Genomic DNA, 23451 nt, shown 5'->3' with positions numbered 1-23451 from the left:
GGAATATTATGACAACCGCGACACTGATTAGACCGCTTCCGAGCCATTTTCATCGTCAAGACTTTTTGGCTTTTCATCGCCGTGATAAAGACTCAGTCGCAGAGCGGTGTATGGAAAATGTCATTGAAAAAGGGATTTTTTGGCATTCTATTCCTGCGCTAATTAGGTTTGATTTCTGTGAAACCGAGAGCGTGGCTGTCACCCTAGACTGCGTGGGTGAGGATGCGAGTATTGACGCCGATGAAGTGTCTATATTGGCGGATCATATGCTGGGACTGGATCAGAATATTGACGAATTTGAAGCCGTCTGTATGGCGAAAAATACGCCATTTTCCGCTTTGGTTAAACAGCAAAAAGGGCTGCGTATTCCGCAAAGCGCGTCACCATTTGAAGCCTTTAGTTGGGCGATTATTGGTCAGCAAATCAGTGTTAATGCGGCCATCTCAATACGTCGCCGTTTCATTCAAGCATTTGGTGTGGCTCATCCAAGTGGGCTCTTGTGTTATCCGACGGCAGAGTCGCTACAAAATATTCCTCCAGAGGCGTTACAAGCGACGGGCTTTTCAAAAACCAAAGCGGCCAGCTTGTTGCTTTTATCTGAACAAATTTGTCAGGGAAAGTTGGTGTGGCCACAGCGAACGGATCGACACTCGATAAACGCATTAACCGAGCAGTTGCTGGCGCTGAAAGGCATTGGTCCTTGGACGGTCAGTTATGGACTATTACGAGGGTTTAGTTGGCTTGATGGCTCTCTGCATGGGGATGTTGCAGTACGCCGAAATTTATCCGCTTTGCTCAAATCGCCAGCGCCGTTAGACGCTAAGGCGACCGAGCAATGGTTGGCCGACTATTCGCCATGGCGAGCCTTGGTTGGCGCGCATTTGTGGGCGATGGATTTGGCGTCTGGTTATTGACTCATCAGGCGTTGGAACATGGCTTCAAATTGACCAATGTTCTGCTGCACATAATCAATAAAAGAGCGCATAGTTGGTGTTGGGTGCTGACCTTGAGGGCTGACCAAACACCAAGACCGGCGTAAGGGGAAATCTTTAATTGGCAGCTCTACTAGGGTGCCTAAGGCTAACTCAGAGAGCACCCCCAAACGTGGTAATACCGCTACGCCTAAGCCGGCAATAACCGAGTGTTTGATGGCATCGTTTGAGCCCATAATCATTTTATTTTGAAAACGCACTCGCTGTTTCTGACAGTGCAATTCCAACGCCAAACGGCTGCCCGACCCAAGCTCCCTCAACAGCAATGTGTGCTCTAAAAAGAGTGCCAAGGTGACGTCATTTTTGTGCTCTAGTAATGGATGGTTTTTAGGCACAACAGCAATCATTTCGTTGCCCAAAAAAGGAATACTCAGCATGGGCTTATCGTTTGGCACCATGCCCATAATCGTCAGTTCAGCGCGGTTCTTTTCGAGTCGCTCAATGGCTTGAGTTCGGTTAACCACATCGAGAGAAATGGTCACATTTGGGTTTAGGCTGCTGTAGGCTTTCAGTAAGTACGGCACTATGTATTGTGCTGTGCTGACGGCGACCAATTTCAATTCCCCTGAGACTAAACCGGTTTCAGCGGCCAGGTCATTTTGAAAGCGTTGTACTTCATTAAAGACCGCAAATGTACACTCGGCTAAGCGTTTGGCGATGGCGGTGCTGTACAGTTGGCGACCAACATATTCGAATAAAGGCTGCTCGATCGTTTGTTCTAATTGGCGAATTTGGTTGCTGACCGCAGGTTGGCTCAAGCCAAGCATGTCACCAGCACGACTGTAGCTGCTGAGCTCATAAACGCTATTGAAAACCTGAAGCTGCCTAAATGTTAATCGATTGGCTATATTTTGAACGGACGATGACATTTTTCTTCCTATTTTTCTTTTTATCCATCACGTATACCTTATAGATAACCTTTGAAATATCAATTTTTACTTTTGTATTTCTTTGAGTAGGCTAAATGTTCACCAAGTTAAGGAGTGACCCATGTTAAAGAAAGTGTTGATCGCTAACCGTGGTGAGATCGCGGTTCGTATTATACGTGCATGTTCAGAGTCTGATATTCGCTCAGTGGCTATTTTCACCGAGCCGGATCGTTATGCATTGCATGTTAAGCGCGCGGATGAATCCTATTCATTAGGCGATGACCCTCTCGCTGGTTATTTGGATCCTCTACGCATCGTCAATTTAGCGGTAGAAACTGGCTGTGATGCGATCCATCCAGGTTATGGTTTCTTATCTGAGAATGCACATTTCGCCGAGTTGTGTGAGCAAAAAGGCATAGTGTTTATCGGGCCTAAATCCAGTGTGATCAACAAAATGGGGGATAAAACCCAAGCACGCGATAGCATGCGTGCAGCGGGCGTTCCGGTTACTCCTGGCTCGGAAGGAAATTTAAAAGACCTTGATGAGGCGTTATCACTTGCGGGTAAATTTGGTTACCCAGTGATGATTAAAGCCACATCAGGTGGTGGTGGTCGCGGTATTCGCCGTTGTGATTCACCAGAAGAACTGATTAGCCAATACCCTCGAGTTATTTCTGAAGCCACCAAAGCGTTTGGTTCTGCTGAAGTTTTTCTTGAGAAATGCATTGTTGACCCTTGCCATATCGAAGTGCAAATTTTGGCCGACTCTCAAGGCAATGTGATTCACCTTTATGAGCGTGACTGTTCTATTCAGCGACGTAATCAGAAACTGATTGAGATTGCGCCTAGCCCACAATTGACCCCAGAGCAGCGACAATACATTGGTAATCTTGCGGTTACCGCTGCCCAAGCGGTGGGGTATGAAAACGCTGGTACCGTTGAATTCTTGCTATCGGGCAATGAAATCTACTTTATGGAAATGAACACTCGTGTTCAGGTAGAGCACACCATTACTGAGCAAATCACCGGTGTGGACATTGTGCGTGAGCAATTGCGTATTGCCTCTGGTTTAACGCTAAGTTTTCGCCAAGAAGACATCAGCTACACAGGGTATGCGATGCAGTTTCGGATCAATGCCGAAGACCCTAAAAATGACTTTTTGCCAAGCTTTGGACGAATTACCCATTATTACGCGCCAGGTGGTCCTGGGGTTCGAGTGGATACCGCGATTTATACCGGTTATGAAATTCCACCGTACTTTGATTCCATGTGTTTGAAGCTGGTGGTTTGGGCTCTCACTTGGGAAGAAATGATTGCTCGTGGTCGTCGTGCCATCGATGACATGCGTTTGCATGGCATTAAGACCACAGCCAACTATTACCAAGAAATTTTAAAACACCCAGATTTCATTAAAGGTGAGTTCAACACGAGCTTTGTGCCCGCGCATCCAGAACTCTTAAATTATTCCGTAAAACGCCATCCAAGTGATATTGCGCTTGTATTAGCCGCGGCCCTTGCCGCACACCTTGGTCGATAATCCGCAGGAGGAAGGAACATGAGTCAAATTAACAAAACAAAAGTAGAAATCACGGACGTTACTCTGCGTGATGCGCATCAATCACTTATTGCTACACGGATGCGTACCGAAGACATGCTGCCCATTTGTGAGAAGCTCGATAAGGTTGGCTTTTGGTCTTTAGAAGTTTGGGGTGGTGCTACTTTTGATGCCTGCGTTCGATTTTTAAAAGAAGATCCATGGGAGCGTTTACGCCAACTAAAAGAAGCGTTGCCGAACACTCGTTTGCAAATGTTGCTGCGCGGTCAAAATTTATTGGGCTATCGCCATTATGCGGATGACGTAGTAGAAGCTTTTGTCCAAAAAGCGGCTGATAATGGGGTCGATGTTTTCCGTGTATTTGATGCATTGAATGATTTGCGTAATATCGAAACCGCAATGAAAGCGGTTAAAAAAGCCGGCAAGCACGCACAAGGTACCATCTGTTATACCACGAGCCCTGTGCATAATGCTGAATTGTTTGTTGAGCAAGCGAAAGCCATGCAAGCCATGGGCGCGGACTCGATTGCGATTAAAGACATGGCGGGGTTATTGACGCCTTATGCGACGTACGATTTGGTCAAAGCGATTAAAGCGGCGGTCGATTTACCGCTAGCGGTACACGGTCATTCCACTTCTGGTTTGGCGCCCTTGTGCCAATTAAAAGCAATTGAAGCGGGTGCGGATCGCATCGACACCGCGATTTCTTCTTTTGCTGGTGGCACCAGTCACCCAGCGACAGAATCTCAAGTTGCGGCATTGAAAGGCACAGAATACGACACCGGTTTGGATCTAACGTTGTTGTCAGAGATTGCAGATTACTTTCGTGAAGTGCGTAAAAAGTACCATCAATTTGAAAGTGAATTTACGCGTGAAGACGTGTCGGTACAGATCAACCAAGTGCCAGGCGGCATGATGTCTAACTTGGCGAATCAGCTGAAAGAGCAAAACGCACTGGATAAAATCCGTGATGTGTTTGCCGAAATCCCTCGAGTCCGCGAAGACCTTGGTTTCCCGCCATTGGTGACACCAACATCACAAATCGTAGGCACTCAAGCGGTATACAACGTATTGGCTGGTCAGCGTTATAAAACCATCACAAATGAAGTGAAACGCTATTTGTTGGGGGGATACGGTCAACCGCCAGCCGCCGTCAATGCTGAAGTACAGAAGAAAGCAGTGGGCAACGAAAGCGTGAATGAAAACCGCCCAGCGGATTCATTAGCTCCAGAGTTGTACAAGTTGCGCCAAGACATTGGTGAACTGGCGAAAACAGAAGAAGACGTACTGACGTACGCTATGTTCCCAGAGCTAGGTCGTGAATTTTTACAGCAGCGAGCCGATGGCACATTAGCGCCAGAAGCCTTATTGCCGCCTGAACAAGCGGGCAGTGCTGCTGCGTCGGGTGGTTTGGCCACCGAGTTTAAGATTGATGTGCATGGCGAAGTTTATGACGTTGAAATTACCGGTGTGGGTGACTTTGGTGCGGGTAAGCGCAAGCTGTATTTGTCTCTTGATGGCATGCCTGAAGAAGTTGTCTTTGAATCTTTGAATGAGTACGTTTCTGAAGGCGGCAGCGGCCGCTCGAAAGCAACGGAGCCTGGTCATGTTAGCGCCGCTATGCCAGGAAACATCATTGATGTGTTGGTCGCCGAAGGCGATACCGTAACAGCAGGCCAAGCGGTATTGGTAACAGAGGCGATGAAAATGGAAACCGAAGTGCACGCCAATGTCGCGGGTACGGTGAAATCCGTTTGCGTGGCTAAGGGGGATCGAGTAACGCCAGGCGAGATGCTGATTGAAATTGTCTAGGAAGCGCTGGATTATGCTTCCTCAAACCGAATAGATTGACCTCGATCTTGTTTGAGGCGCCTATTTTGGTTGACTTAAAAGGCCGTCATTCTAGTGTAGAATGACGGCCTTTTTGTTACTTTTACTGGGTTTTTCGTGTTGTAACTGGGTCTAACTCAGGCAAATTCTTCAGTGCTAACATCGGCTTGTTGGGCCGCGTTATAACGAGCGCCAAATGCCTTGCCTTGATTGATCATCTCATCCAGGGCTGTCATTTGTTTTTGATCCAGTATGAGTGTTCCTGCGCTCAAATTGTCTCGCATGTGACTTATTGAGCGGGTACCAGGGATCGGCACTATGTGTTCCTCTTTCGTGCGCGTCCACGCCAGAGCAAGTTGAGCGGGAGTGCAGCCAATGTCTTTTGCCATGAGCAGAAAATCTTGCAGTAAATCCATGTTTTTTGGGTAGTTCTCTGCACTAAAGCGCGGCATGGTTCTGCGAATATCGTTTTCTTCTAACTTGGCGACATCGGAAAGCTCGCCACACAAATAACCACGAGCGACAGGGCTAAACGCCACAAAAGTGATATCGAGTGCTTTGGTGGTTGCTAAGACGGCGATTTCTGGATTGCGAGTCCACAGGGAGTATTCGGTTTGTAAGGCAGTGAGAGGCGATTCCTTATGGGCGCGTTCAACGATCTCAGCAGACACTTCTGATAACCCAATGCCGCCAATTTTGCCTTCTTTAACAAGATCGCCAAGCGCGCCAACGCTTTCTTCAATTGGCACATCTGGGTCCATACGATGCAAATAGTACAGATCGATATGATCCGTTTGTAAGCGTTTTAAGCTATTTTCACATTGGCGGCGTAAGTTTTCAGGGCGACCGTTAATGACGCGTTTGCCATTCTCCATTTCCATGCCGCATTTACTGGCCAGAAAAAACTCATCGCGGCGGTCGTGTAAGGCGTTGCCAACCAATAACTCATTTTTTCCTGCGCCATAGAGAGTGGCAGTATCAAAATGGCGATAACCCATTTCAAACGCAGCGTGCAGCGCAGCAATGCCTTCGTCTTCTGACAGCGGCGTGCCATAAGCATGGGAAAGATTCATACAGCCTAAGCCGATGCTTGGGTTGCTTAGATGGGGATGTTTAGGCATGGGTACCTCGTTGTTTTACTAGCCGTTGGCCCTCGCGTTTTGCTGCGTAGTGATCAGCAAGGTGCGTGGTTATCTTGTGGGGGTATTTTGCGCTTAGAATGGCGTTTGAGCAAAATTATCATACTGTTCATGATTTCTTGGAGCAACAAAATAAGCATAGGGAGCCGGCGCTCCCTATGCTTATCGCAATGATCCGCTTAGTCTTCTAAGCACTGCTCTAGGCGACTCAAGGTCTCCATGGCTTCAATGGCTTGGGTCACGCAAGAGTTTGGTTCTCGGCCTTCTTGAATCGCAGCGATAAACTCGCGGTCTTGCAGTTCGATACCGTTGTTAGACACAGCGACATCAGATAGGTCAATTTTATGGTCGTTACCATCATAAAGGTCATCGTAACGAGCAAGATAGGTGCCTTGGTCGCAGATATAACGGAAGAAGGTGCCAAATGGACCATCGTTATTAAAAGACAGGGACAAGGTACAAATGGCGCCTGCCGGCACTTTCATGCCAATGCTCATGTCCATGGCAATGCCAAGTTCTGGATGAATAGGGCCTTGTAATGCTTGTACTTTGCTGGCGGTTTCGCCTGTTTGGTATTGGAATAAATCGACCGTGTGGCAAGCGTGATGCCAAAGCAGATGATCTGTCCAAGAGCGGGTTTGGCCTAATGCGTTTTTGTTAGAGCGACGGAAGAAGTAAGTCTGTACGTCCATTTGCTGAACCGTCAGTTCGCCGGCTTTGACCTTGTTGTGAATCCATTGATGAGAGGGATTGAAACGGCGAGTATGACCTGCCATTGCAACCAGTCCGGTTTCTTTTTTTACCGCCACAACGCGACGAGCATCTTCAATGCTGTCTGCCATTGGGATTTCAGACATCACGTGCTTGCCGGCTTCTAAACATTGAATCGTTTGGGCTGCATGCAGTTGTGTTGGCGTGGCTAAGATCACAGCATCCACATCATCACGCGCTAGGCTCTCAGCCAAATCCGTCGTGAAGTGTGGGATCTGACGTTCTGCGGCGAACGCTTTAATTGCATCGATTTTGGTGCCGACAACGGAAACAACCTCTGCGCCTTCAATAGCGGCAATCGCATCCATGTGTTTCATACCAAAAGCACCGGATGCTCCAGCGATACAAATTCTCATTAGTCTACTCCTGAGCGAGCGAGTGTAGGGGAATTAAAGCCAAAGCAGGGGACGAGTCATGACGGTATGTGCTTTATAAACCTGACACTTCACCTTGCTTGTTGGCTTTTGCATTGTTCACCAATCTAGCATTGGTGTGAAAAAGGGGATAATCCATAAACCGCATTAGACATTCAAATTTTGCAAAGCTTACTTTTTTATTCTTATCTAAAATCATCAGATACATTTCTCAGCATGCTGAGAAAATGAGATTGGGTTACCGTTGGAAGCCAGCTTTTACGGACACAAAGGCCGATTGGACGGCGTGTATGCTCTAGTGGAAAAGTAACCTTTTTCAGCAACCCGATATTGATTTCTCGTTCAATCTGGCTGGCTGTTATCAAGGTTAGTCGATCACTTTCAAGCAATAATTCACGAATTAATATTTGCGAGCTGGACTCCACAATGCGTGTTGGTAGGGGCTCTCCAGCATCGTTAAAAATCGCTTCGAAAGCCTGACGTGTTGGGGTGGACTTAGCGGGAACGACCCACGCATATTGGGCTAAATCTTGCGCAGAAACGTTTTTTTGTTTCATTAACGGGTGGTCGCTGCGAGCCACAATCGACAGTGAAGGTGCCCATAACTCTTCTTGAATAACGTCGTCTGCTGGCGCTGGGTAGCGTAATGCGCCGAGCATCATATCGATATCGCCCTGACGTAGGTGATGCAATAAATCGGGGTAAGGCCCATCGGTGACATTGATGTTTACATCGGGGTGGCCATCATTAAAGCGCAGAATAGATTTTGGCAATATCGTGGTTCTGGCGAGTGGCATACAGCCCACTGAAATAGTACTCACATCGCGACGTTGTAAGGCGTTTATTTCATAAATACCTTGGCGCAGCTCGCTAAACGCGAGTTTGGTGGCAGTAGAAAGGGTTCTTGCGGCCTTGGTTGTGAGTATGCCAATGCTGTTTTTTTCGAACAAGGTGACGCCTAGTAAACGCTCTAAATCCCGTGCCGCTCTATGTACCGAAGATTGGGAAACCGCCAAGTTGCGACTGGCAATGCTGAAGTTTTGCACTTCGCAGACAGCGACTAAGGCTTTAAGTTGGGTGGTGCTGATTAGGCCTATGAGATTTTTAGGCGTCGTGTCTTTTAGCGTGTTTTCTTTAACAACTTCGAGGGTCGCGACCTGAAGATGTTCGATCGCGCGCGACACTCGATTGCGCCATACTTCCCCAGAAATAGTTGGATACATGCCATCAGAGTGGCGCTCAAAAAGTGGCGCGCCTAATTGTTGCTCTAATTTTGCAATGGCTTGAGTGATGGCGGGCTGCGACAAGAAAATACTATTAGAAGCACGTGTAATGCTCTTTTTTTCAGTAACCGCTAGAAAGACTCTAAGGTGACGTAAATTGGGGATTGGCATTTCCACGGTGCGATCCTTGTATGTTGTTTATAGAAAATACTATATCAAAAATGAATAACTAAAAATAAAAAAATAATACATGAAAAAGGGTGGATGATAGGCAAACTATCATTTTTAGTCTGTTCTAGCTCTATGTTATAACTTATATTTTTAAACAGCACTCTATTTTTCAAATAATAGAATCGCATTAAATAGCCCATATTCATAGTCTACTCCACCCATCATAAATCGATAAATAGCCTTTGCTGGCCTCACATAGCCCCACAGAATCCGCTACAGCATGGGGTTGAATAGCACCGTAAAGAGTACCTTCGGACTTGGGTTTAACCCTGTCCCTCTGTCGATCATTTACTCTATAATTGATGGCGTATAGGGAAAGTGCATGACGCACCAGACCCTGAATATCTCCGCTGTGCGCTTTTTAGTTTATGTATTTTTAATGCACTGCTTAGGGTGACTCTAAGCTTATTGAGGAAATTTGTATGTCTACCATTATGGTATTGAACGGTCCAAACTTAAATTTGTTGGGGACTCGCGAACCAGAAATGTACGGCCATGAAACCATTTTTGATGTGGAGGTGCTGTGTCGTGATACCGCGGCAGCATTGGGGCATGAAATTGATTTTCGCCAATCTAATCATGAAGGCACACTCATTGATTATATTCATGAAGCGGGTCGTCGAATTAAAGAAGGAGAAGTGCTAGGCGTGGTGTTTAATCCCGCTGCTTATACGCATACCTCTGTGGCATTACACGATGCCATCAAAGGGGCTGATGTGCCTGTCATCGAAGTGCATATTTCCAATGTCCATACTCGCGAAGCGTTTCGCCACCATTCTTATATTTCGTCTGTTGCCTTGGGGGTTGTGGTTGGTATGGGAGTGCAAGGGTACGCATTGGGGATCCAAGGGCTCGTGCATAAGCTCACAGCCTAAGATCATCTTTGTTTTATTAATGGAAAAGAGACCGTATCGACATCAATACGGTCTCTTTCGTTTAAGACAAAGCACTTAAAAAAACGCTATTAATTCTGTTTTTTCAATGCTTTTTTTCCTTGCTCATCTAGGATCATCTCGCCATCTTCTTTGTAATAAGGCCCTTCAGGCCATAGGTCTAAAAGATCAAGTACTTGCTCGCTGGGGCGGCATAATTTAACGCCTTTTGGTGAGCAGACAATAGGGCGGTTAACGAGAATAGGATGAATAAGCATCGCCTCAAGAATCTCATCGTCGGTGATTTTCTCATCAAGTAAACCCAGCGCTTGCGCAGGAGATTTGCTCGTGCGCAGGGCGGTTTTGGGTGTTAAATCTGCTGCTGCAAACAGTGCCAATAACTGCGCTCTGCTCCACCCTTCCGTTAAATAGTCGATAACAACGGGTGTAATGCCAGCATCTTGAATGATCTTTAGCGTATTTCGCGAGGTGCCGCATTCTGGGTTGTGGTGAATCACTATCATAAAGCTGAGTCCTCTTTGCTGCTCTTAAGCAAACCAATGACGAGTTCGATTGGCGAACCAAACGAGAGAAAGCATAACGGGAACTTCCACCAAGACCCCAACGACGGTGGCTAAGGCGGCGCCTGAATGCAGACCGAATAGGGAAATCGCGACGGCGACGGCCAATTCGAAAAAATTAGACGTGCCTATCATGCTGGCCGGTGCAGCTTCTGAATGGGGCAGTTTAAGCTTTCTGGCTAGCCAATAAGACACCGCGAAAATCCCATAGGTTTGAATCAATAATGGAATGGCAATGAGTAGAATGGCTTGAGGTTTGGCCAAGATGGTTTCCGATTGAAAACTGAATAGCAGCACCACGGTTGCCAGTAAGCCGACGATAGACCAAGGTTTCATTGTGCGTAAAAAACCATCGAGCCGTGAGTGGTCATTCTGTTTGTCTAACGCTTTGCGTGTCAGGGCTCCCGCAATCAGGGGCACCAGAACATACAAAACAACCGACAGTAATAATGTGTCCCAAGGCACATGAATGTCCGTGGCACCGAGTAAAAAACCGGCAATAGGGGCAAACGCAAAAATCATAATCACGTCATTGATAGAGACTTGCACTAGGGTGTAATTAGCATCCCCTTTAGTCATTTGGCTCCAGACAAATACCATGGCAGTACAGGGTGCGACGCCAAGCAGTATCATGCCTGCGATGTACTCTTTGGCGGTTTGAGGGTCTACCCATTGAGCAAATAGGATTTTGAAAAACAGCCAGCCTAATAGCGCCATAGAGAAGGGTTTGACCAACCAGTTGATCACTAAGGTGAGCAGCAAGCCTTTGGGTCTTTTACCTACGTCCTTGATGGAGGAAAAATCGATTTGCACCATCATTGGGTAAATCATAAGCCAAATCAGCACCGCGATAACGAAGTTAACGTGGGCGTATTCTAGGCGTGCGATGACCGAAAAAACATCAGGCACCAGGCTACCAGCCATAATGCCCACGATAATGGCCAACCCTACCCAGATCGTAAGATAACGCTCAAACAGTCCCATTTTTAAGTCCTATATTGATTTTTGGTTAACACGCTGGCTTAGTTGCTCAGCACTTTCGACTCGCTCGGAATAACGGTCGACTAGGTAATCTTTCTGATCGCGAAGCAAGAGAGTGAACTTCATCAATTCTTCTAGCACATCGACGATGCGGTTGTAGTAAGAGGAAGGTTTCATGCGACCGTCTTCGTCAAACTCTAGAAACGCCTTAGCAACGGATGACTGATTCGGAATCGTCACCATGCGCATCCAGCGCCCCAAAATACGCATTTGGTTGACAGCATTGAATGACTGAGAACCGCCACTTACTTGCATTATGGCAAGTGTTTTACCTTGTGTCGGGCGTACGCTACCAATGCTCAGAGGCACCCAATCTAGCTGGCTTTTCAGAATGCTTGTCATCGAACCGTGACGCTCAGGTGAGCACCAAACTTGACCTTCGGACCACATCATAAGCTCTCTAAGTTCTTGTACTTTTGGGTGTTGTTCGTCTTCTGAATCCGGTTGCGGTAAGCCGCTTGGGTTGAAGATTTTCACCTCAGCGCCAAAACTGGTTAATAAACGCGCAGATTCTTCAATCACTAATCGACTATAAGAGCGCTCACGCAGTGATCCGTAGAGTAATAAAATACGTGGTTTGTGACGGCTAGGCGTGGTGGTAAATCGCTCATGGTTGGGGATGATGAGTTGCTCATGGTCGATGTTTGGTAAGTGGCTTTCGAGTACTGACATTAGGTTCTCCCAAATTCTTTAATGGCGTTTTAGCAGCAATTCATCGCAGATGATTGACCGGCTAATAGTTTGACCAATGCTGCTTGATAGTAGTCTTTATTATGCTTGGCGGTCTCTGTGATGACGTTTTTTGCCCATTCAGGCAGCTCAGGATGCAAGCGGTAGTAGACCCATTTTCCACGGCGTTCGTCTTGCAATATGCCGCATTTACGTAACTCAGCGAGGTGGCGTGAGGTCTTGGGTTGATCAAGTTCCAACGCCGCCATTAAGTCACAGACGCAAGCTTCATCGGCTTGCTTGATCAGCATAATGGACTTCAAACGAGTGTCGTCAGCGAGACACTTATAAAACTTACAAGGGTTCATAAACATATCCGAAAAATAACATATGTGTAAATTCGTATATATAGATTCGAAAGTCAACAAGCTAATCGAGATTGTTTTTTAGCTACTTTGTTAGGGAAGATGAAGAAGAGGTTAAATGGCCTGACTCCGGTAGAGTACCGAAATCAGGCATTGTTAGCCGGTTAATAAAGTGTCCAACTTTATGGGGTCACTTTATTTTCAGCCCCTTTTTATCGAACTGACGGTCTTGATGCGAGCGCTATTTAGAGCGCAACAGACGTGGCTTTAGGTGTTTTTTCCACAAGCTGGTTTGCGAGACAAAGATTAAGACAATACTCATAAACAAGATGCTCGAAAGCGGGCTGGTGAATATATGAGCAAAGAAGTTGCCCAAGCTACCACTCTCTGTGAGGATCGCACGTCGCCAGTTTTCATCGGTCAGTGAGCTTAGAATCACACCTAGAATGACTGGGCCAACCGGAAAACCATAGAGGCGCATAAAATAGCCAAAAGCACCGAAGGCGAGCATCCACCATATATCGATCACGGCATTATTAATGGCATACGCGCCAACAATAGACAGCAAGAAAATGAGTGGGATCAGGATGCCTTTTGGGCACTCGACGATTTTTGAGAATAAACGGATGCCGGTTAAGCCAAAGATCAGGACGAAAATGTTCGCCAGTGTGAGATTGCCCACGGTAAACCAAAACATCTGCGGCTGTTCGACCAGTAGTAGTGGCCCTGGATTCAAACCATGAATAAACAAGGCGCCAATGAAAACCGCGGTAACCGCATCGCCAGGAATTCCTAGTGTCAGCATTGGAATATAAGCACCTCCGACGGCGGCGTTGTTGGCGGATTCAGGGGCGATTAAGCCTTCTTTTGCGCCTTCACCAAACGGAACTTTAGGGTCTTTCGTGGTGCGTTTGGCGTGGTCGTAGGCCATCAGCGCCGCAATGTCGCCACCGGTACCTGGTAGAGCACCGACAATCACACCGATAAAAGAGCTTTGCAAACTAAGCGGTAGATATTTTTTGATGTCTGATAGCTTTGGAATAATACGAGATATCTTCTGTTTTACGACGGCCTTGTCCATATGGTGGAGCTGATGCAAGGCTTCAGATACGCCAAACATTCCGATCATCACGGCGACAGGATTAATACCATCCCAAAGGTCGACGACACCAAAAGTAAAGCGTTCTTCTGCTGACATGGGGTCAAGCCCAACGGTGCCAATCAGTAAGCCCAGCGCCCCCGCGAAAATGCCTTTTGCCAAGCTGTTTCCAGACAATGAACCTACTAACATAATGCCCAATACACCGAGCATCATATAGTCTCTTGGTTGGAAGGTGATGGCGAATTCGCTGACGGTCGGCGCGGCCAGAGCCAGCACGATAATACCAACGAAACCGCCGATCACAGACATCACGGTAGACAGCCCAATGGCTTCGCCTGCTAGGCCTTTTTTCGCCAATGGGTAGCCGTCCATCGCGGTGGCAATGGCGGAAGGTGCGCCAGGGATGTTTAACAAAATAGCGGTGCGAGAGCCTCCATAAACGCCGCCCATGTAGACGCCAACCATTAAACAAAGGGCGTTATTTACATCCCAAGAGAAGGTGAATGAAATCAGGATAGACACGGCCATGGTGACAGACAAGCCGGGAATAGCGCCTACATAAATACCTAAGAATGTGCCCAAGGCCGTTAAGCCAAGCAGTTCAGGAGACACCCAAGAGGTAGCGAAAAAGTGAAATGCGTCCATTCGATTAGTGACTCCACCAAGTGGTAATTGCGGCTATGATGTCGCGCTCAGGCATAACCCCTTCTGGTAACACAACCTGAAAAACGAGGCGAAAAATAATGTACACCACAATCAGGGCGAGAATCGAAATACTTAGAGTAAACAATGGACTACGACGGTATAGAAGTTGAATACAGACGCATAAAAAAACCAAGCTGCTAAGGATAAAACCAAGACTTTCGATGGCCACTGCGTACAGCAAAATAATCGCCATAATGATGGACACCACAGGCGGAAGGCAGTGACGGAAAAACTGGATGCCTTCTGCGGCAGGTAATTTTAAGGTATTCACAAACACCACGCAGGACGCCAGAACCATGGTGGCAGACGCCGCTAATGGAAAAGCACCAGAGGAGCTTAACGAGCTAAAACCAGCGATTTGGTAGGCTTGCCAGAAAAGAAAAACACTAAAGACGATCAGTAGAAAACAAAAAATGCGTTCGCCGGGCTTACGGACTTTTTGAGTAGAGAGCAGACTGGACATGATGACCCCAGGTGAGCGTAAACGAGGCGTGTGGGAGGTTAACCCCACACGCTAGAGAAACAAAATTATTGCGGTTTAGGGATGCCAAATTTCTCTGGAGAATATTTGCTGAAACCCGCTTCATCGACTAACCACGACGACGTTGAGCGATAAGAATTCAAGAATTGGTCTGCTTTTTCACCTGAGATATTCAAAATGGTAAAACCGCGTTTTTTCATAAGCGCCGTAAAATCAGGGCTGTCTGCTGCGGTATGGAACGCGGCTTGAAGTTTTTCGACGGCGTCTTCAGGAGTGCCTTTTTTCACGAAAACACCAAAGAATGGTCCCCATGGAAGGTAACGAGCCAGACCTGGCAGAGTGTCAGTCGCGGGTGATACACCTGGTAGCAAGGCATTGCTCTCTTTGTCGATCAGGCCGATGACTTTCATACGACCGGCTTTGATGGATTCAATAGAAGCGCCAAGAACAACTGGCATCACGTCGATCGCGCCACCTTGTAAGGCGGTTAATGCTGGGCCGTCGCCGTTGTAGGGAATGCTGATGTAATTTAAGGAAACTTGTGATTTCAGCATCGCCAAGACGATGGACGCTAGGCCACCTTTGCCAGTCGAGCCAAGTTTTACTTTGCCTGGGTTAGCGGACGTGTAATCAATGAATTCTTGCATGTTGTTAAAAGGTGCGTCGTTATTGGCGACTAAGACAGGCGTGCCGCGTGCAAGCACATTAATGGCAATCATATCGCTGTAATCTATCTTTGCCAGCCCTAATACCTTGTACATTTGTGGGTTTTCAGCGCCCATTAATAAGGTATAACCATCGGCTTTTTTTGCATTGACGTATTTAGTGGCAATAGCACCAACGCCACCCGTTCTATTGGTCAAGATCAAATCTGTGCCTAACGCGTCTTCCACATGAGGCGCAATAGAGCGCATTACGGTATCCGTTGAACCACCTGCACCCCATTGGATAATGCCTTGAACATCTTTTGTTGGGTAGTCAGCAAAGACTGCAGTAGAGGAGAGCGACAGGGCTGCAAGTAGTGCTATTGTTTTTTTCATTGGGGCTCCGATGTTGCCTATAATCAGTGAGTTGGTAATGATGTTTTTTAACAGTATTTGCTCTTATCGGTGTGCGCGTCTTGGCAAGAATCACTCGGTCGGCAATGTCTGTGGCGTTAACCTATCAATATTTTCCTCGAAAAGATGCAGTCGATTTTCGAGTTTGTTCATTTTATTGTCTTTTCGTGCGAGATGGCACCCAGAATGGAATAATTCTCCTAGGGAATCACGAAATAACACCGACAGCATAAGATAAAAAGCAGAAAGGCACCTCTGAAGGTGCCTTTTTAGTGGCGAGTCGTTTGGACTGGATTAAGTGGCGCTTTAGCCCTGAAATGCGTTACGAGTTAGGTTCACAGGCACATCATCTTGAACGACAACATTGTCTTCTATGCGAATGCCACCATAAGGCTTGAAGCGTTCGATTAGCGCAAGATCACAGCCGTGTTGTGGAATGTCTGCCTGCATTTTTTCTAATAACATAGGGATAAAATATAAGCCGGGTTCTATGGTGATCACCATATTTTCTTCCAGCGTTCGAGTAAGTCGCAAGAAGGGGGCTTTCTCGTCTTTTCGGGTGGTGCCTAATTCATCGATTTGAAAACCACCCACATCATGAACTTGTAAGCCGAGCAAGTGACCTAAGCCATGAGGGAAAAACACTTGTGGAATGCCTTTTGCCATTTGTTCTTCTGGGCTTAAACGGCAAATTTTATGCTCGTTAAGAAGACCCGCGATCCCTTCTAGGGTGTCTTGGTGAAGCTCTCGGTAATCCACACCAGACATGGCACTGCGGGCTAGTCCTTGCTCCATGCTGTCTAGGCTGTCGACTAGGGCACTAAATTCATCATTATGACGTACAAAAGTACGAGTGATATCGCTGGCATAACCGTGCTCACTAGCGCCGGCATCGAGAAGTAACGTCAATGGACGTGCCGAACGATTAAAATCTTTGTGTTCGTAATGCAATACCGCCGCGTGCTCGTTAATGCCGACAATGCCAGGATAAGGTTCTTGTGCCGCCGTTTGTTGGCTGGCTTTTAAGAACGCCAAGTGAACTTCTAACTCACTCATACCCGCTAGAAAGGCGTCTTTGGCGGCTAGGTGGCCTTTTACAGCTCTCTCGGTAGATAGGCGCATGGCATTGATTTCAAACGGTGTTTTAACCGCTTTGGCAAAATCCACGTAAGCGTTTAGGCCATCGACAGTGCGAGAAAAAGGCTGGGGGGTTGGCCCTAGCCAAGCGCATTTTTCTGGCAAAGAGGAGAACCAGGCATCGTCTTTTCGTGCGGGTGAAATCTGCCATTCATTTTGCCATTCACCTTCTGGAACTGGGTTAGGCGCGTGCCAGAAGTCGTCTCGAATTGGCCACACAAGACGCGGTTTTGTTCCTGCTTGGATAACAAGGTAGGTTTCTGCGCTTAGGGTAAAGGGAAGCCATTGTTGGGCCCCAGAGTAGGCGTGGAAAGGCGCGGTATGATCGTCTTGAAAATAATAAGATTTATCGCCAGAAGCCAGCACAATGGCGTCAATTTGAAAGTGCTGCATGGCTTTTTCATAGCGAGTTTGTAGTGTCGCGAGGTGTTCTTGGTAAAGTGATATTGTCATAGCTCGGAACTCGTATTGGTAAAAGAAAACGTCAGCCAATCTTGTGTGGATTGATTAGTCGACAAATTAGCAACATAAGGGGGGAGTCCAATCTTTAGGATACAGCAAATCGACGCGTGTGTTTGTGTCTGGCGATTTTTTCTTTGTGTTTTAGCGAAGCGAATGTTCATGATTATTTGATCGGTAAACCTATTTTAGTTATGTAGTCTTTTGACAAGGGCGTATCACAGGGGCCGGTTTCAAAAATCTCGACCCCAGGGCGCTTTCGATCTACTCGTTTATGGTGCAGGCGCATCGCGCTGTGGGCAACATGCCAAGCCAAAGACAGGTTCTGGTAGCTACCCGAATAGCGTAAGGTCAAATACTTGCCTTCTAATACAATGCGCTCTGGTCGGGAGGAGCAGGGTTCGAGGTTTTGGACCGGAATCCCCAGCTTTCCTGCAAAGTAATGCTGTGCAGGGTCGGCTTTTGTGTATATGGCAAAGCTGGGATCTGAAGGCATATTATCAGGTCCTAGGGACAACATGAGATCGTGAAAGCCTTGTTCCATTTTTTGCGACATCGGTTGGTCGCTGACAACAAAAGGGCGTGTCACAGCATCGAAATGTTCCATTCTTGTTTCGCTTAATAACTCGAAATGAGGGTCGTCGTATTCATGCAAGGACGCGGTGTTGAGTTTTGCTAAATGCGCGTTTAGTCGAATCAAGGCGAGTTCGAGATCTCGTGCTGCACGGGTCAAATACAGGGCACTTTTCCAGCGTTGAAAAAAGGGAACCTTGCTGGTGATTTGCATGGACACTAGCGTGTGGGAACCTTGTTGGCCTAGGTCGATGTTGAAATGCAGCTCGCCTGGGTAAAAAGCGTCGGCTTCGACTATGGTGTGACAATAATGGGCGCTGGAGCGAGCAGGGATGATGGAAATGTAGCCTTCTTTAATCAGTTCGCCTTGCCATTCTAAGCAGGAGGGTAAAACCGCGTTATTACCAACGCTTGAGTAGCCAAAGTGTATTTTTGCGTTTGTGTCGTAAATAAGCCAAGGAACCCAGTGTGGCCAGTTACTTAGGTCGTTTAAATCTTGTGCGATAACAGAAGCGGGCAAATCAATAATGGTGTTTCGGCGAACGACAAATCGGCCCTTGTAGAAAAAAATATAAAACAGCAGAACAACAATGGATACCGTAATCACTAGGAAGCTTATGACCATTCTAGGACTCCAACTACGTTAAATGACTTTTCATATGGGTAACTATAGTGCTGAATAGATAAAGCTGCCGTGAAACAGTCGGTTTTATTTAGCGAGCCGGCGGAGTGTGTTATAGAAGAACAAGGTGATTCTTACGTGATTGTATTCGCAACCGTTTAACGAGGTAGATGCATGAAATCTGTGTTGGTATGGGACTGGTCTATTAGGGTGAGCCACTGGCTAATGGTGCTGTTATTTACCGGCTTAATTATTACTGGGCGCTATGACCGCGACTATTTCGATTACCATTTTTATTTGGGTTATGGCTTGTCCGCGTTAGTGGTGTTTCGTTTGATTTATGGTTTTTACGGTTCTCGTTACGCTAAATTTAGCCAGTTTCTTAAAGGGCCTCAGGCGATGCTTGCCTACGCAAGCGACATGCTAAAAGGGAAGTCCAAAGCCCATTTAGGGCACAATCCTGTTGGTGCTTTGATGGTAATTGCTCTGTTATTAGGATTAACACTGCAATGGGGGTCTGGGCTTTTTACCAGTGACGACCTTTTCTGGACTGGGCCATTAAACGCGTATTTATCGGATGATTGGTTAAGTCGCATGGGATGGCTCCATCATGTTTTACCGAATATCTTATTAACCCTGGTTGGGTTGCATATTTGCGCTGTGTTGTACCATGAATTATGTTTGAAAGAACGCCTTGTTATGGCGATGATTCATGGTAAGAAGAAAGCGAAACAAGCACCAGCCGAGGCCATAAAAGCGCCGCGTTGGGGACTCATATTTTCTATGTTAATTGGTCTTTCGTGGTTGGCATGGTTATGGCTCTTGCCTGTTTGACTTAATTGTCTATACAAGCTGTTAGATTATTAGTAGTCGCGATATAATGAAAAAATTGACCCCCATAAACCGATAGGATGCCCCTTGTCAGATCAAACCGTTACTATGCTTGAGCATTTATTTGATGGCTTGCCAGATGTACCACAGCCTATTTATGCGAAGCTGAAACAAGCTATTTCGCAAAAAATTTCAGCGGGCGAGTGGTTGGCAAATCAGCGTGTTCCATCCGAAGCAGAAATAGTGAAGTCACTAGGTGTTAGCCGAATGACGGTAAATCGTGCGTTACGCGAATTAACCGTAGAAGGTTTTCTGGTTCGTCATCAAGGGCTTGGTACCTTTGTGGCCGAGAAAAAAGCGCATTCAGCTCTGTTTGAAGTGCATAATATTGCAGAAGAAATCGCAGCTCGCGGCCACAAGCATTTATCAAAGCTGCTAACCCTTGAATCTGCTAGAGCCAGCGTAGAAGAGGCTATGATGTTAGGTGTTCGCACTAATCATGGCATTTTTCGTTCTGTTGTTCTGCATTATGAAAACGATATCCCTATTCAAATTGAAGAACGTATTGTTAATGCCAGTTTGGCGCCTGAGTACGATAAACAGGATTTCACGCTTCATACCTCTTATGAATATTTGATGGGGGTGGCTCCGATGACGGAAGGAGAGCATTTGGTTGAGGCTGTATTGCCGAATGCCATCGAGTGCGAGCGTTTGCAAATTGGTGCTCATGAGCCGTGTCTACAAATCAAACGCCGTACTTGGGCGGGAGATGACATTATTACCGCCGCTCGTTTGCTTCACCCAGGCTCGCGTTTTCAGTTGTTTGGCCATTTTGGTCGCTGATATTAAGTCGTCATAAGAAGGGCTGAGTCACCGTCCTTCTTGTTTTTTCTGCTCCACGCTTTTATTACTTTTGTGTCGGAATGCCTTTCTCAGAATAATTCAAATCGCTTGAATCCCCTCTTTTCTGATCGTTTTCCTGAATAAACGCGTAATTTCCCCGATTGTTCCATACAAATCCTGCCGAATTATTATTTGGGTCATGTAAAGTCTGGCCCTTAGTTCAAGAAGATTTTGATAAGTCCGCTTATTTCTCTCCTTTCTTGGCCTCACTTTCGTTGCTTAAAAGACGATTGAAACAATAAATGAATACTCTGGTTGTCTGTGATTTAGCAGTGAATCGTTTAACCGCTGATTTTCAAACATCGATAAACTAAAGAAGGGAAAGCTCAAGTGAAAACAATGAAAAAGATGAAGTGGGCGTTCGTAGGGTTAGCGCTGTCGGTGGGAGCCAATGCCAGTTTTGCCAGCGAATGGTGTGATTCTGGCAAAACGATTAAGTTTGCAGGGTTAAACTGGGAAAGTGGCATGCTGCTTTCCGCCGTAATGCAGGACATTCTAAAAGAAGGCTACGGCTGCAAAGTGGATAGCTTGCCTGGTAATTCTATTGCCATGGAAAATGCCCTTAGCACGAATGATATTCAGGTGTTTTCGGAAGAATGGGTAGGCCGAAGCAGGGTGTGGAACAGAGCCGCCGCGGCAGGCAAAGTCATTGGTGTTGGCTCACCTGTAAAAGGCGCTGTAGAAGGTTGGTACGTCCCGCGCTATGTAGTCGAAGGTGATGCTTCAAGAGGCATTAAAGCCTCCGCGCCTGATTTGAAAAACATTGCGGATCTGGCCAAGTACGCTTCTGTCTTCCGCGATCAAGAAGAACCATCTAAAGGGCGTTTTTACAATTGCCCAGCAGGTTGGACCTGTGAAACGGAAAACACCAAGATGCTTAAGGATTATGGTCTAAGCGCAAGCTACACGAACTTCCGTTCAGGTACTGGCCCAGCGCTTGATGCGGCGGTATTGTCTAGTTACAAACGCAAACAGCCTATTCTATTTTACTATTGGTCTCCGACTGCGTTATTAGGCCGTATTGATGTGATTAAACTGGCTGAGAAGCCTGGAGTGGATAAGAGTATCTCGATAAAAGTTGGCTTATCGAAAACCTTCCATGATGAAGCCCCTGAGCTGGTGGATGTCTTATCCAAGGTCAATATTCCAATCGAATTATTGAACAGTTACTTGGCTCAAATGACAACCACTCATATTAAGGCGCCTGCACTGGCTAAGGTGTTCCTCAAAGAAAAGCCGGAGCTTTGGACTAAGTGGGTCAGTGCCAGCGCGGCAGAAAAGATTCAAAACTCACTCTAACATCATGCCCTTATGCTAATTCATTGGCTGAGGGCATTTTTTATTCGACGCTATTAGGGATGGGCATGTTTCCAAGCTTTATTACGTTTTCAATGACCGACTGGATAAACTCCGGTGTTGACAGTTTAGTGGTCAACTACGGTGACTTCTTCCGACAAATTTCTGACTTTTTAATAGTATTTATTATTAACTTGGAAAAATTCCTGCGCTTTGTGCCTTGGTGGCTAATGCTGTGTATTGTCGCCCTCATTGCATTTCATGCGACGCGAAAAGTAATCCCGACCTTGGTCATTACTGGTCTGCTGTTTTTAGTAGGGGCTGTGGGCTTGTGGGATAAGCTGATGCAAACGCTGGCTCTGATGTTGATCGCGACGTTTCTTTCGGTGCTAATCGGCATTCCCATGGGCATCTTATCTGCTCGCAGCGATCGCTTACGAAAAATCCTGATACCACTGCTAGACATAATGCAGACCATGCCGAGCTTCGTGTACTTGATCCCTGTATTGATGTTATTTGGCTTGGGTAAAGTGCCGGCGATTTTTGCTACGGTGATTTATGCTGTGCCTCCCCTGATCCGTTTGACCGACTTGGGTATTCGCCAAGTGGATAAAGAAATTATTGAAGCGGTAAATGCGTTTGGTGTAACTCGAACGCAACGCTTGTTTGGCGTGCAGCTGCCGTTGGCGTTGCCGAGTATTATGGCGGGCATCAACCAGACCACTATGATGTCACTGTCTATGGTGGTGATTGCCTCTATGATTGGTGCACGAGGTTTAGGAGAGGAAGTGTTGATCGGCATTCAAACCTTAGACGTCGGGCGCGGGCTTGAGGCTGGGTTAGCGATTGTGATCTTGGCGGTGGTGTTTGATCGTATTATTCAAGCCTATGGCAAACCTAGATACGGAGAGTCATTGTGACGGTTGCTAAAATAGTCATTGAGAATGTATTGAAAGTATTTGGCCATCGAGTTTCTGACGCCTTGGTGCAGATAGAAAATGGCGTATCAAAAAGCGATGTGCTCGCTGAAACCGGTTGTGTGGTGGGGGTAAACGACATTTCTCTTCGCATCGAAGCGGGTGAAACCTTCGTCATCATGGGGTTATCAGGGTCTGGAAAATCCACATTAGTGCGTCACTTTAATCGTTTGATTGACCCAACCCGTGGCCAGATTTATGTGGATGGGGAAGACATTCTTAAATACAACGACGCTCAGTTACGCGACTTTCGTCGTAAGAAAATCAGCATGGTTTTCCAGAGTTTTGGTTTGCTGCCCCATAAAACCGTATTAGAGAACGTGGCCTTTGGTTTAAAAGTTCGTGGTGAAAGCAAAGCATTACAGCACGAAAAAGCGCATTACTGGGTGGATGCTGTGGGCCTTAAAGGCTATGAATCTCACTATCCGAGTCAGTTATCTGGTGGTATGCGTCAGCGTGTTGGTCTGGCGCGAGCATTGGCGGCTGACACGGACATTATTTTGATGGATGAAGCCTTCAGCGCCTTAGACCCATTGATCCGTGCCGAAATGCAAGATCAGCTGATAACGTTGCAAAGTACCCTAAATAAAACCATTGTGTTTATTACTCACGACTTGGATGAAGCGCTGCGCATAGGTAACCGCATTGCCATTATGAAAGATGGGCAATTGATTCAGGTTGGCACACCGCATGACATTTTGAGCAATCCAGCGGATGAATACGTAGATCGTTTTGTGCAACGCAGAACCACCACCTTGCAAGAGGGTATTTGAGCGCTTATTAAAGGGTTAGGCC

The 23451-nt window shown here is 46.6% G+C and carries 22 protein-coding genes; 9 read left to right on the top strand and 13 right to left on the bottom strand.

The features are described from left to right. The first annotated feature begins 8 nt into the window (after nucleotides 1-8). Complete coding sequence (locus E0D71_RS04175) at nucleotides 9-914, top strand: DNA-3-methyladenine glycosylase (protein ID WP_133002016.1); 906 nt, start codon at nucleotides 9-11, stop codon at nucleotides 912-914. Here the strand turns inward: E0D71_RS04175 and E0D71_RS04170 are convergent. Next, nucleotides 908-1861, bottom strand: coding sequence for a LysR family transcriptional regulator (locus tag E0D71_RS04170; RefSeq protein WP_133002015.1), 954 nt, complete (start codon nucleotides 1859-1861; stop codon nucleotides 908-910). The genes E0D71_RS04175 and E0D71_RS04170 overlap by 7 nt on opposite strands. Before the next feature lie 121 nt (nucleotides 1862-1982). On the opposite strand from E0D71_RS04170, the gene E0D71_RS04165 reads away from it, so the two are divergent. Both E0D71_RS04165 and oadA read left to right on the top strand, forming a co-directional pair. Next, nucleotides 1983-3398, top strand: a complete 1416-nt coding sequence (locus E0D71_RS04165; protein WP_133002014.1) for an acetyl-CoA carboxylase biotin carboxylase subunit — start codon at nucleotides 1983-1985, stop codon at nucleotides 3396-3398. A gap of 18 nt (nucleotides 3399-3416) precedes the next feature. Next, nucleotides 3417-5228: a sodium-extruding oxaloacetate decarboxylase subunit alpha gene (gene oadA / locus E0D71_RS04160; RefSeq protein WP_207923322.1), complete on the top strand. Its 1812-nt coding sequence runs from the start codon at nucleotides 3417-3419 to the stop codon at nucleotides 5226-5228. Between the two features lie 155 nt (nucleotides 5229-5383). Here oadA and E0D71_RS04155 read toward each other — a convergent pair whose 3' ends face one another. From E0D71_RS04155 to E0D71_RS04145, 3 genes are all read right to left on the bottom strand, one after another. After that, entirely contained in the window at nucleotides 5384-6367 is a 984-nt protein-coding gene (locus E0D71_RS04155; RefSeq protein ID WP_133002013.1) for an aldo/keto reductase, read from the bottom strand. A gap of 197 nt (nucleotides 6368-6564) precedes the next feature. Continuing rightward, entirely contained in the window at nucleotides 6565-7512 is a 948-nt protein-coding gene (locus tag E0D71_RS04150; protein ID WP_133002012.1) for a Gfo/Idh/MocA family oxidoreductase, read from the bottom strand. Nucleotides 7513-7715: 203 nt separating this feature from the next. Further along, on the bottom strand, nucleotides 7716-8924 hold the full coding sequence (locus tag E0D71_RS04145) for a LysR family transcriptional regulator (protein WP_243711932.1): 1209 nt from the start codon (nucleotides 8922-8924) through the stop codon (nucleotides 7716-7718). Nucleotides 8925-9406: 482 nt separating this feature from the next. On the opposite strand from E0D71_RS04145, the gene aroQ reads away from it, so the two are divergent. Further along, nucleotides 9407-9859: a type II 3-dehydroquinate dehydratase gene (gene aroQ / locus E0D71_RS04140; RefSeq protein ID WP_133002010.1), complete on the top strand. Its 453-nt coding sequence runs from the start codon at nucleotides 9407-9409 to the stop codon at nucleotides 9857-9859. An 89-nt stretch (nucleotides 9860-9948) separates the two neighbouring features. On the opposite strand, the gene arsC is transcribed toward aroQ, so the two are convergent. From arsC to E0D71_RS04095, 9 genes are all read right to left on the bottom strand, one after another. Then, the gene (gene arsC, locus E0D71_RS04135; protein WP_133002009.1) at nucleotides 9949-10380 is read right to left on the bottom strand and encodes an arsenate reductase (glutaredoxin); all 432 of its coding nucleotides are present in this window, start codon (nucleotides 10378-10380) and stop codon (nucleotides 9949-9951) included. Nucleotides 10381-10404: 24 nt separating this feature from the next. Next, complete coding sequence (gene arsB, locus E0D71_RS04130; RefSeq protein ID WP_133002008.1) at nucleotides 10405-11421, bottom strand: ACR3 family arsenite efflux transporter; 1017 nt, start codon at nucleotides 11419-11421, stop codon at nucleotides 10405-10407. A gap of 9 nt (nucleotides 11422-11430) precedes the next feature. Then, on the bottom strand, nucleotides 11431-12150 hold the full coding sequence (gene arsH / locus E0D71_RS04125) for an arsenical resistance protein ArsH (protein WP_133002007.1): 720 nt from the start codon (nucleotides 12148-12150) through the stop codon (nucleotides 11431-11433). Between the two features lie 29 nt (nucleotides 12151-12179). Beyond that, the gene (locus tag E0D71_RS04120; RefSeq protein ID WP_133002006.1) at nucleotides 12180-12515 is read right to left on the bottom strand and encodes a metalloregulator ArsR/SmtB family transcription factor; all 336 of its coding nucleotides are present in this window, start codon (nucleotides 12513-12515) and stop codon (nucleotides 12180-12182) included. Nucleotides 12516-12753: 238 nt separating this feature from the next. Further along, nucleotides 12754-14259 (bottom strand): tripartite tricarboxylate transporter permease, encoded by a 1506-nt coding sequence (locus tag E0D71_RS04115; RefSeq protein ID WP_133002005.1) that lies wholly within the window; start codon nucleotides 14257-14259, stop codon nucleotides 12754-12756. A gap of 4 nt (nucleotides 14260-14263) precedes the next feature. After that, on the bottom strand, nucleotides 14264-14782 hold the full coding sequence (locus E0D71_RS04110) for a tripartite tricarboxylate transporter TctB family protein (RefSeq protein ID WP_133002004.1): 519 nt from the start codon (nucleotides 14780-14782) through the stop codon (nucleotides 14264-14266). Nucleotides 14783-14847: 65 nt separating this feature from the next. Next, nucleotides 14848-15840 carry a tripartite tricarboxylate transporter substrate binding protein gene (locus E0D71_RS04105; RefSeq protein WP_133002003.1) on the bottom strand — a complete coding sequence of 331 codons (993 nt, stop codon included), beginning with the start codon at nucleotides 15838-15840 and terminating at the stop codon, nucleotides 14848-14850. Nucleotides 15841-16164: 324 nt separating this feature from the next. Then, nucleotides 16165-17448 carry a Xaa-Pro dipeptidase gene (gene pepQ, locus E0D71_RS04100; protein ID WP_133002002.1) on the bottom strand — a complete coding sequence of 428 codons (1284 nt, stop codon included), beginning with the start codon at nucleotides 17446-17448 and terminating at the stop codon, nucleotides 16165-16167. A 172-nt stretch (nucleotides 17449-17620) separates the two neighbouring features. Continuing rightward, nucleotides 17621-18652 (bottom strand): AraC family transcriptional regulator, encoded by a 1032-nt coding sequence (locus E0D71_RS04095; protein ID WP_133002001.1) that lies wholly within the window; start codon nucleotides 18650-18652, stop codon nucleotides 17621-17623. 171 nt (nucleotides 18653-18823) lie between these two features. On the opposite strand from E0D71_RS04095, the gene E0D71_RS04090 reads away from it, so the two are divergent. From E0D71_RS04090 to E0D71_RS04070, 5 genes are all read left to right on the top strand, one after another. Then, complete coding sequence (locus E0D71_RS04090) at nucleotides 18824-19483, top strand: cytochrome b/b6 domain-containing protein (protein WP_133002000.1); 660 nt, start codon at nucleotides 18824-18826, stop codon at nucleotides 19481-19483. A gap of 84 nt (nucleotides 19484-19567) precedes the next feature. Then, entirely contained in the window at nucleotides 19568-20323 is a 756-nt protein-coding gene (gene hutC / locus E0D71_RS04085) for a histidine utilization repressor (protein ID WP_243711921.1), read from the top strand. 399 nt (nucleotides 20324-20722) lie between these two features. Next, nucleotides 20723-21682 carry an ABC transporter substrate-binding protein gene (locus E0D71_RS04080; RefSeq protein ID WP_165942944.1) on the top strand — a complete coding sequence of 320 codons (960 nt, stop codon included), beginning with the start codon at nucleotides 20723-20725 and terminating at the stop codon, nucleotides 21680-21682. A gap of 65 nt (nucleotides 21683-21747) precedes the next feature. Continuing rightward, nucleotides 21748-22599, top strand: coding sequence for a proline/glycine betaine ABC transporter permease (locus tag E0D71_RS04075; protein ID WP_133001999.1), 852 nt, complete (start codon nucleotides 21748-21750; stop codon nucleotides 22597-22599). Beyond that, on the top strand, nucleotides 22596-23429 hold the full coding sequence (locus E0D71_RS04070; RefSeq protein WP_207923321.1) for a glycine betaine/L-proline ABC transporter ATP-binding protein: 834 nt from the start codon (nucleotides 22596-22598) through the stop codon (nucleotides 23427-23429). Before E0D71_RS04075 ends, E0D71_RS04070 begins: the two co-directional genes overlap by 4 nt. The last annotated feature ends 22 nt before the right edge of the window (nucleotides 23430-23451 follow it).

Origin of the sequence: Marinomonas sp. KMM3893 (assembly GCF_004352855.1) — a bacterium.
Lineage (GTDB): Bacteria > Pseudomonadota > Gammaproteobacteria > Pseudomonadales > Marinomonadaceae > Marinomonas > Marinomonas arenicola.
This window is presented reverse-complemented; position numbering and strand designations above follow the sequence as displayed.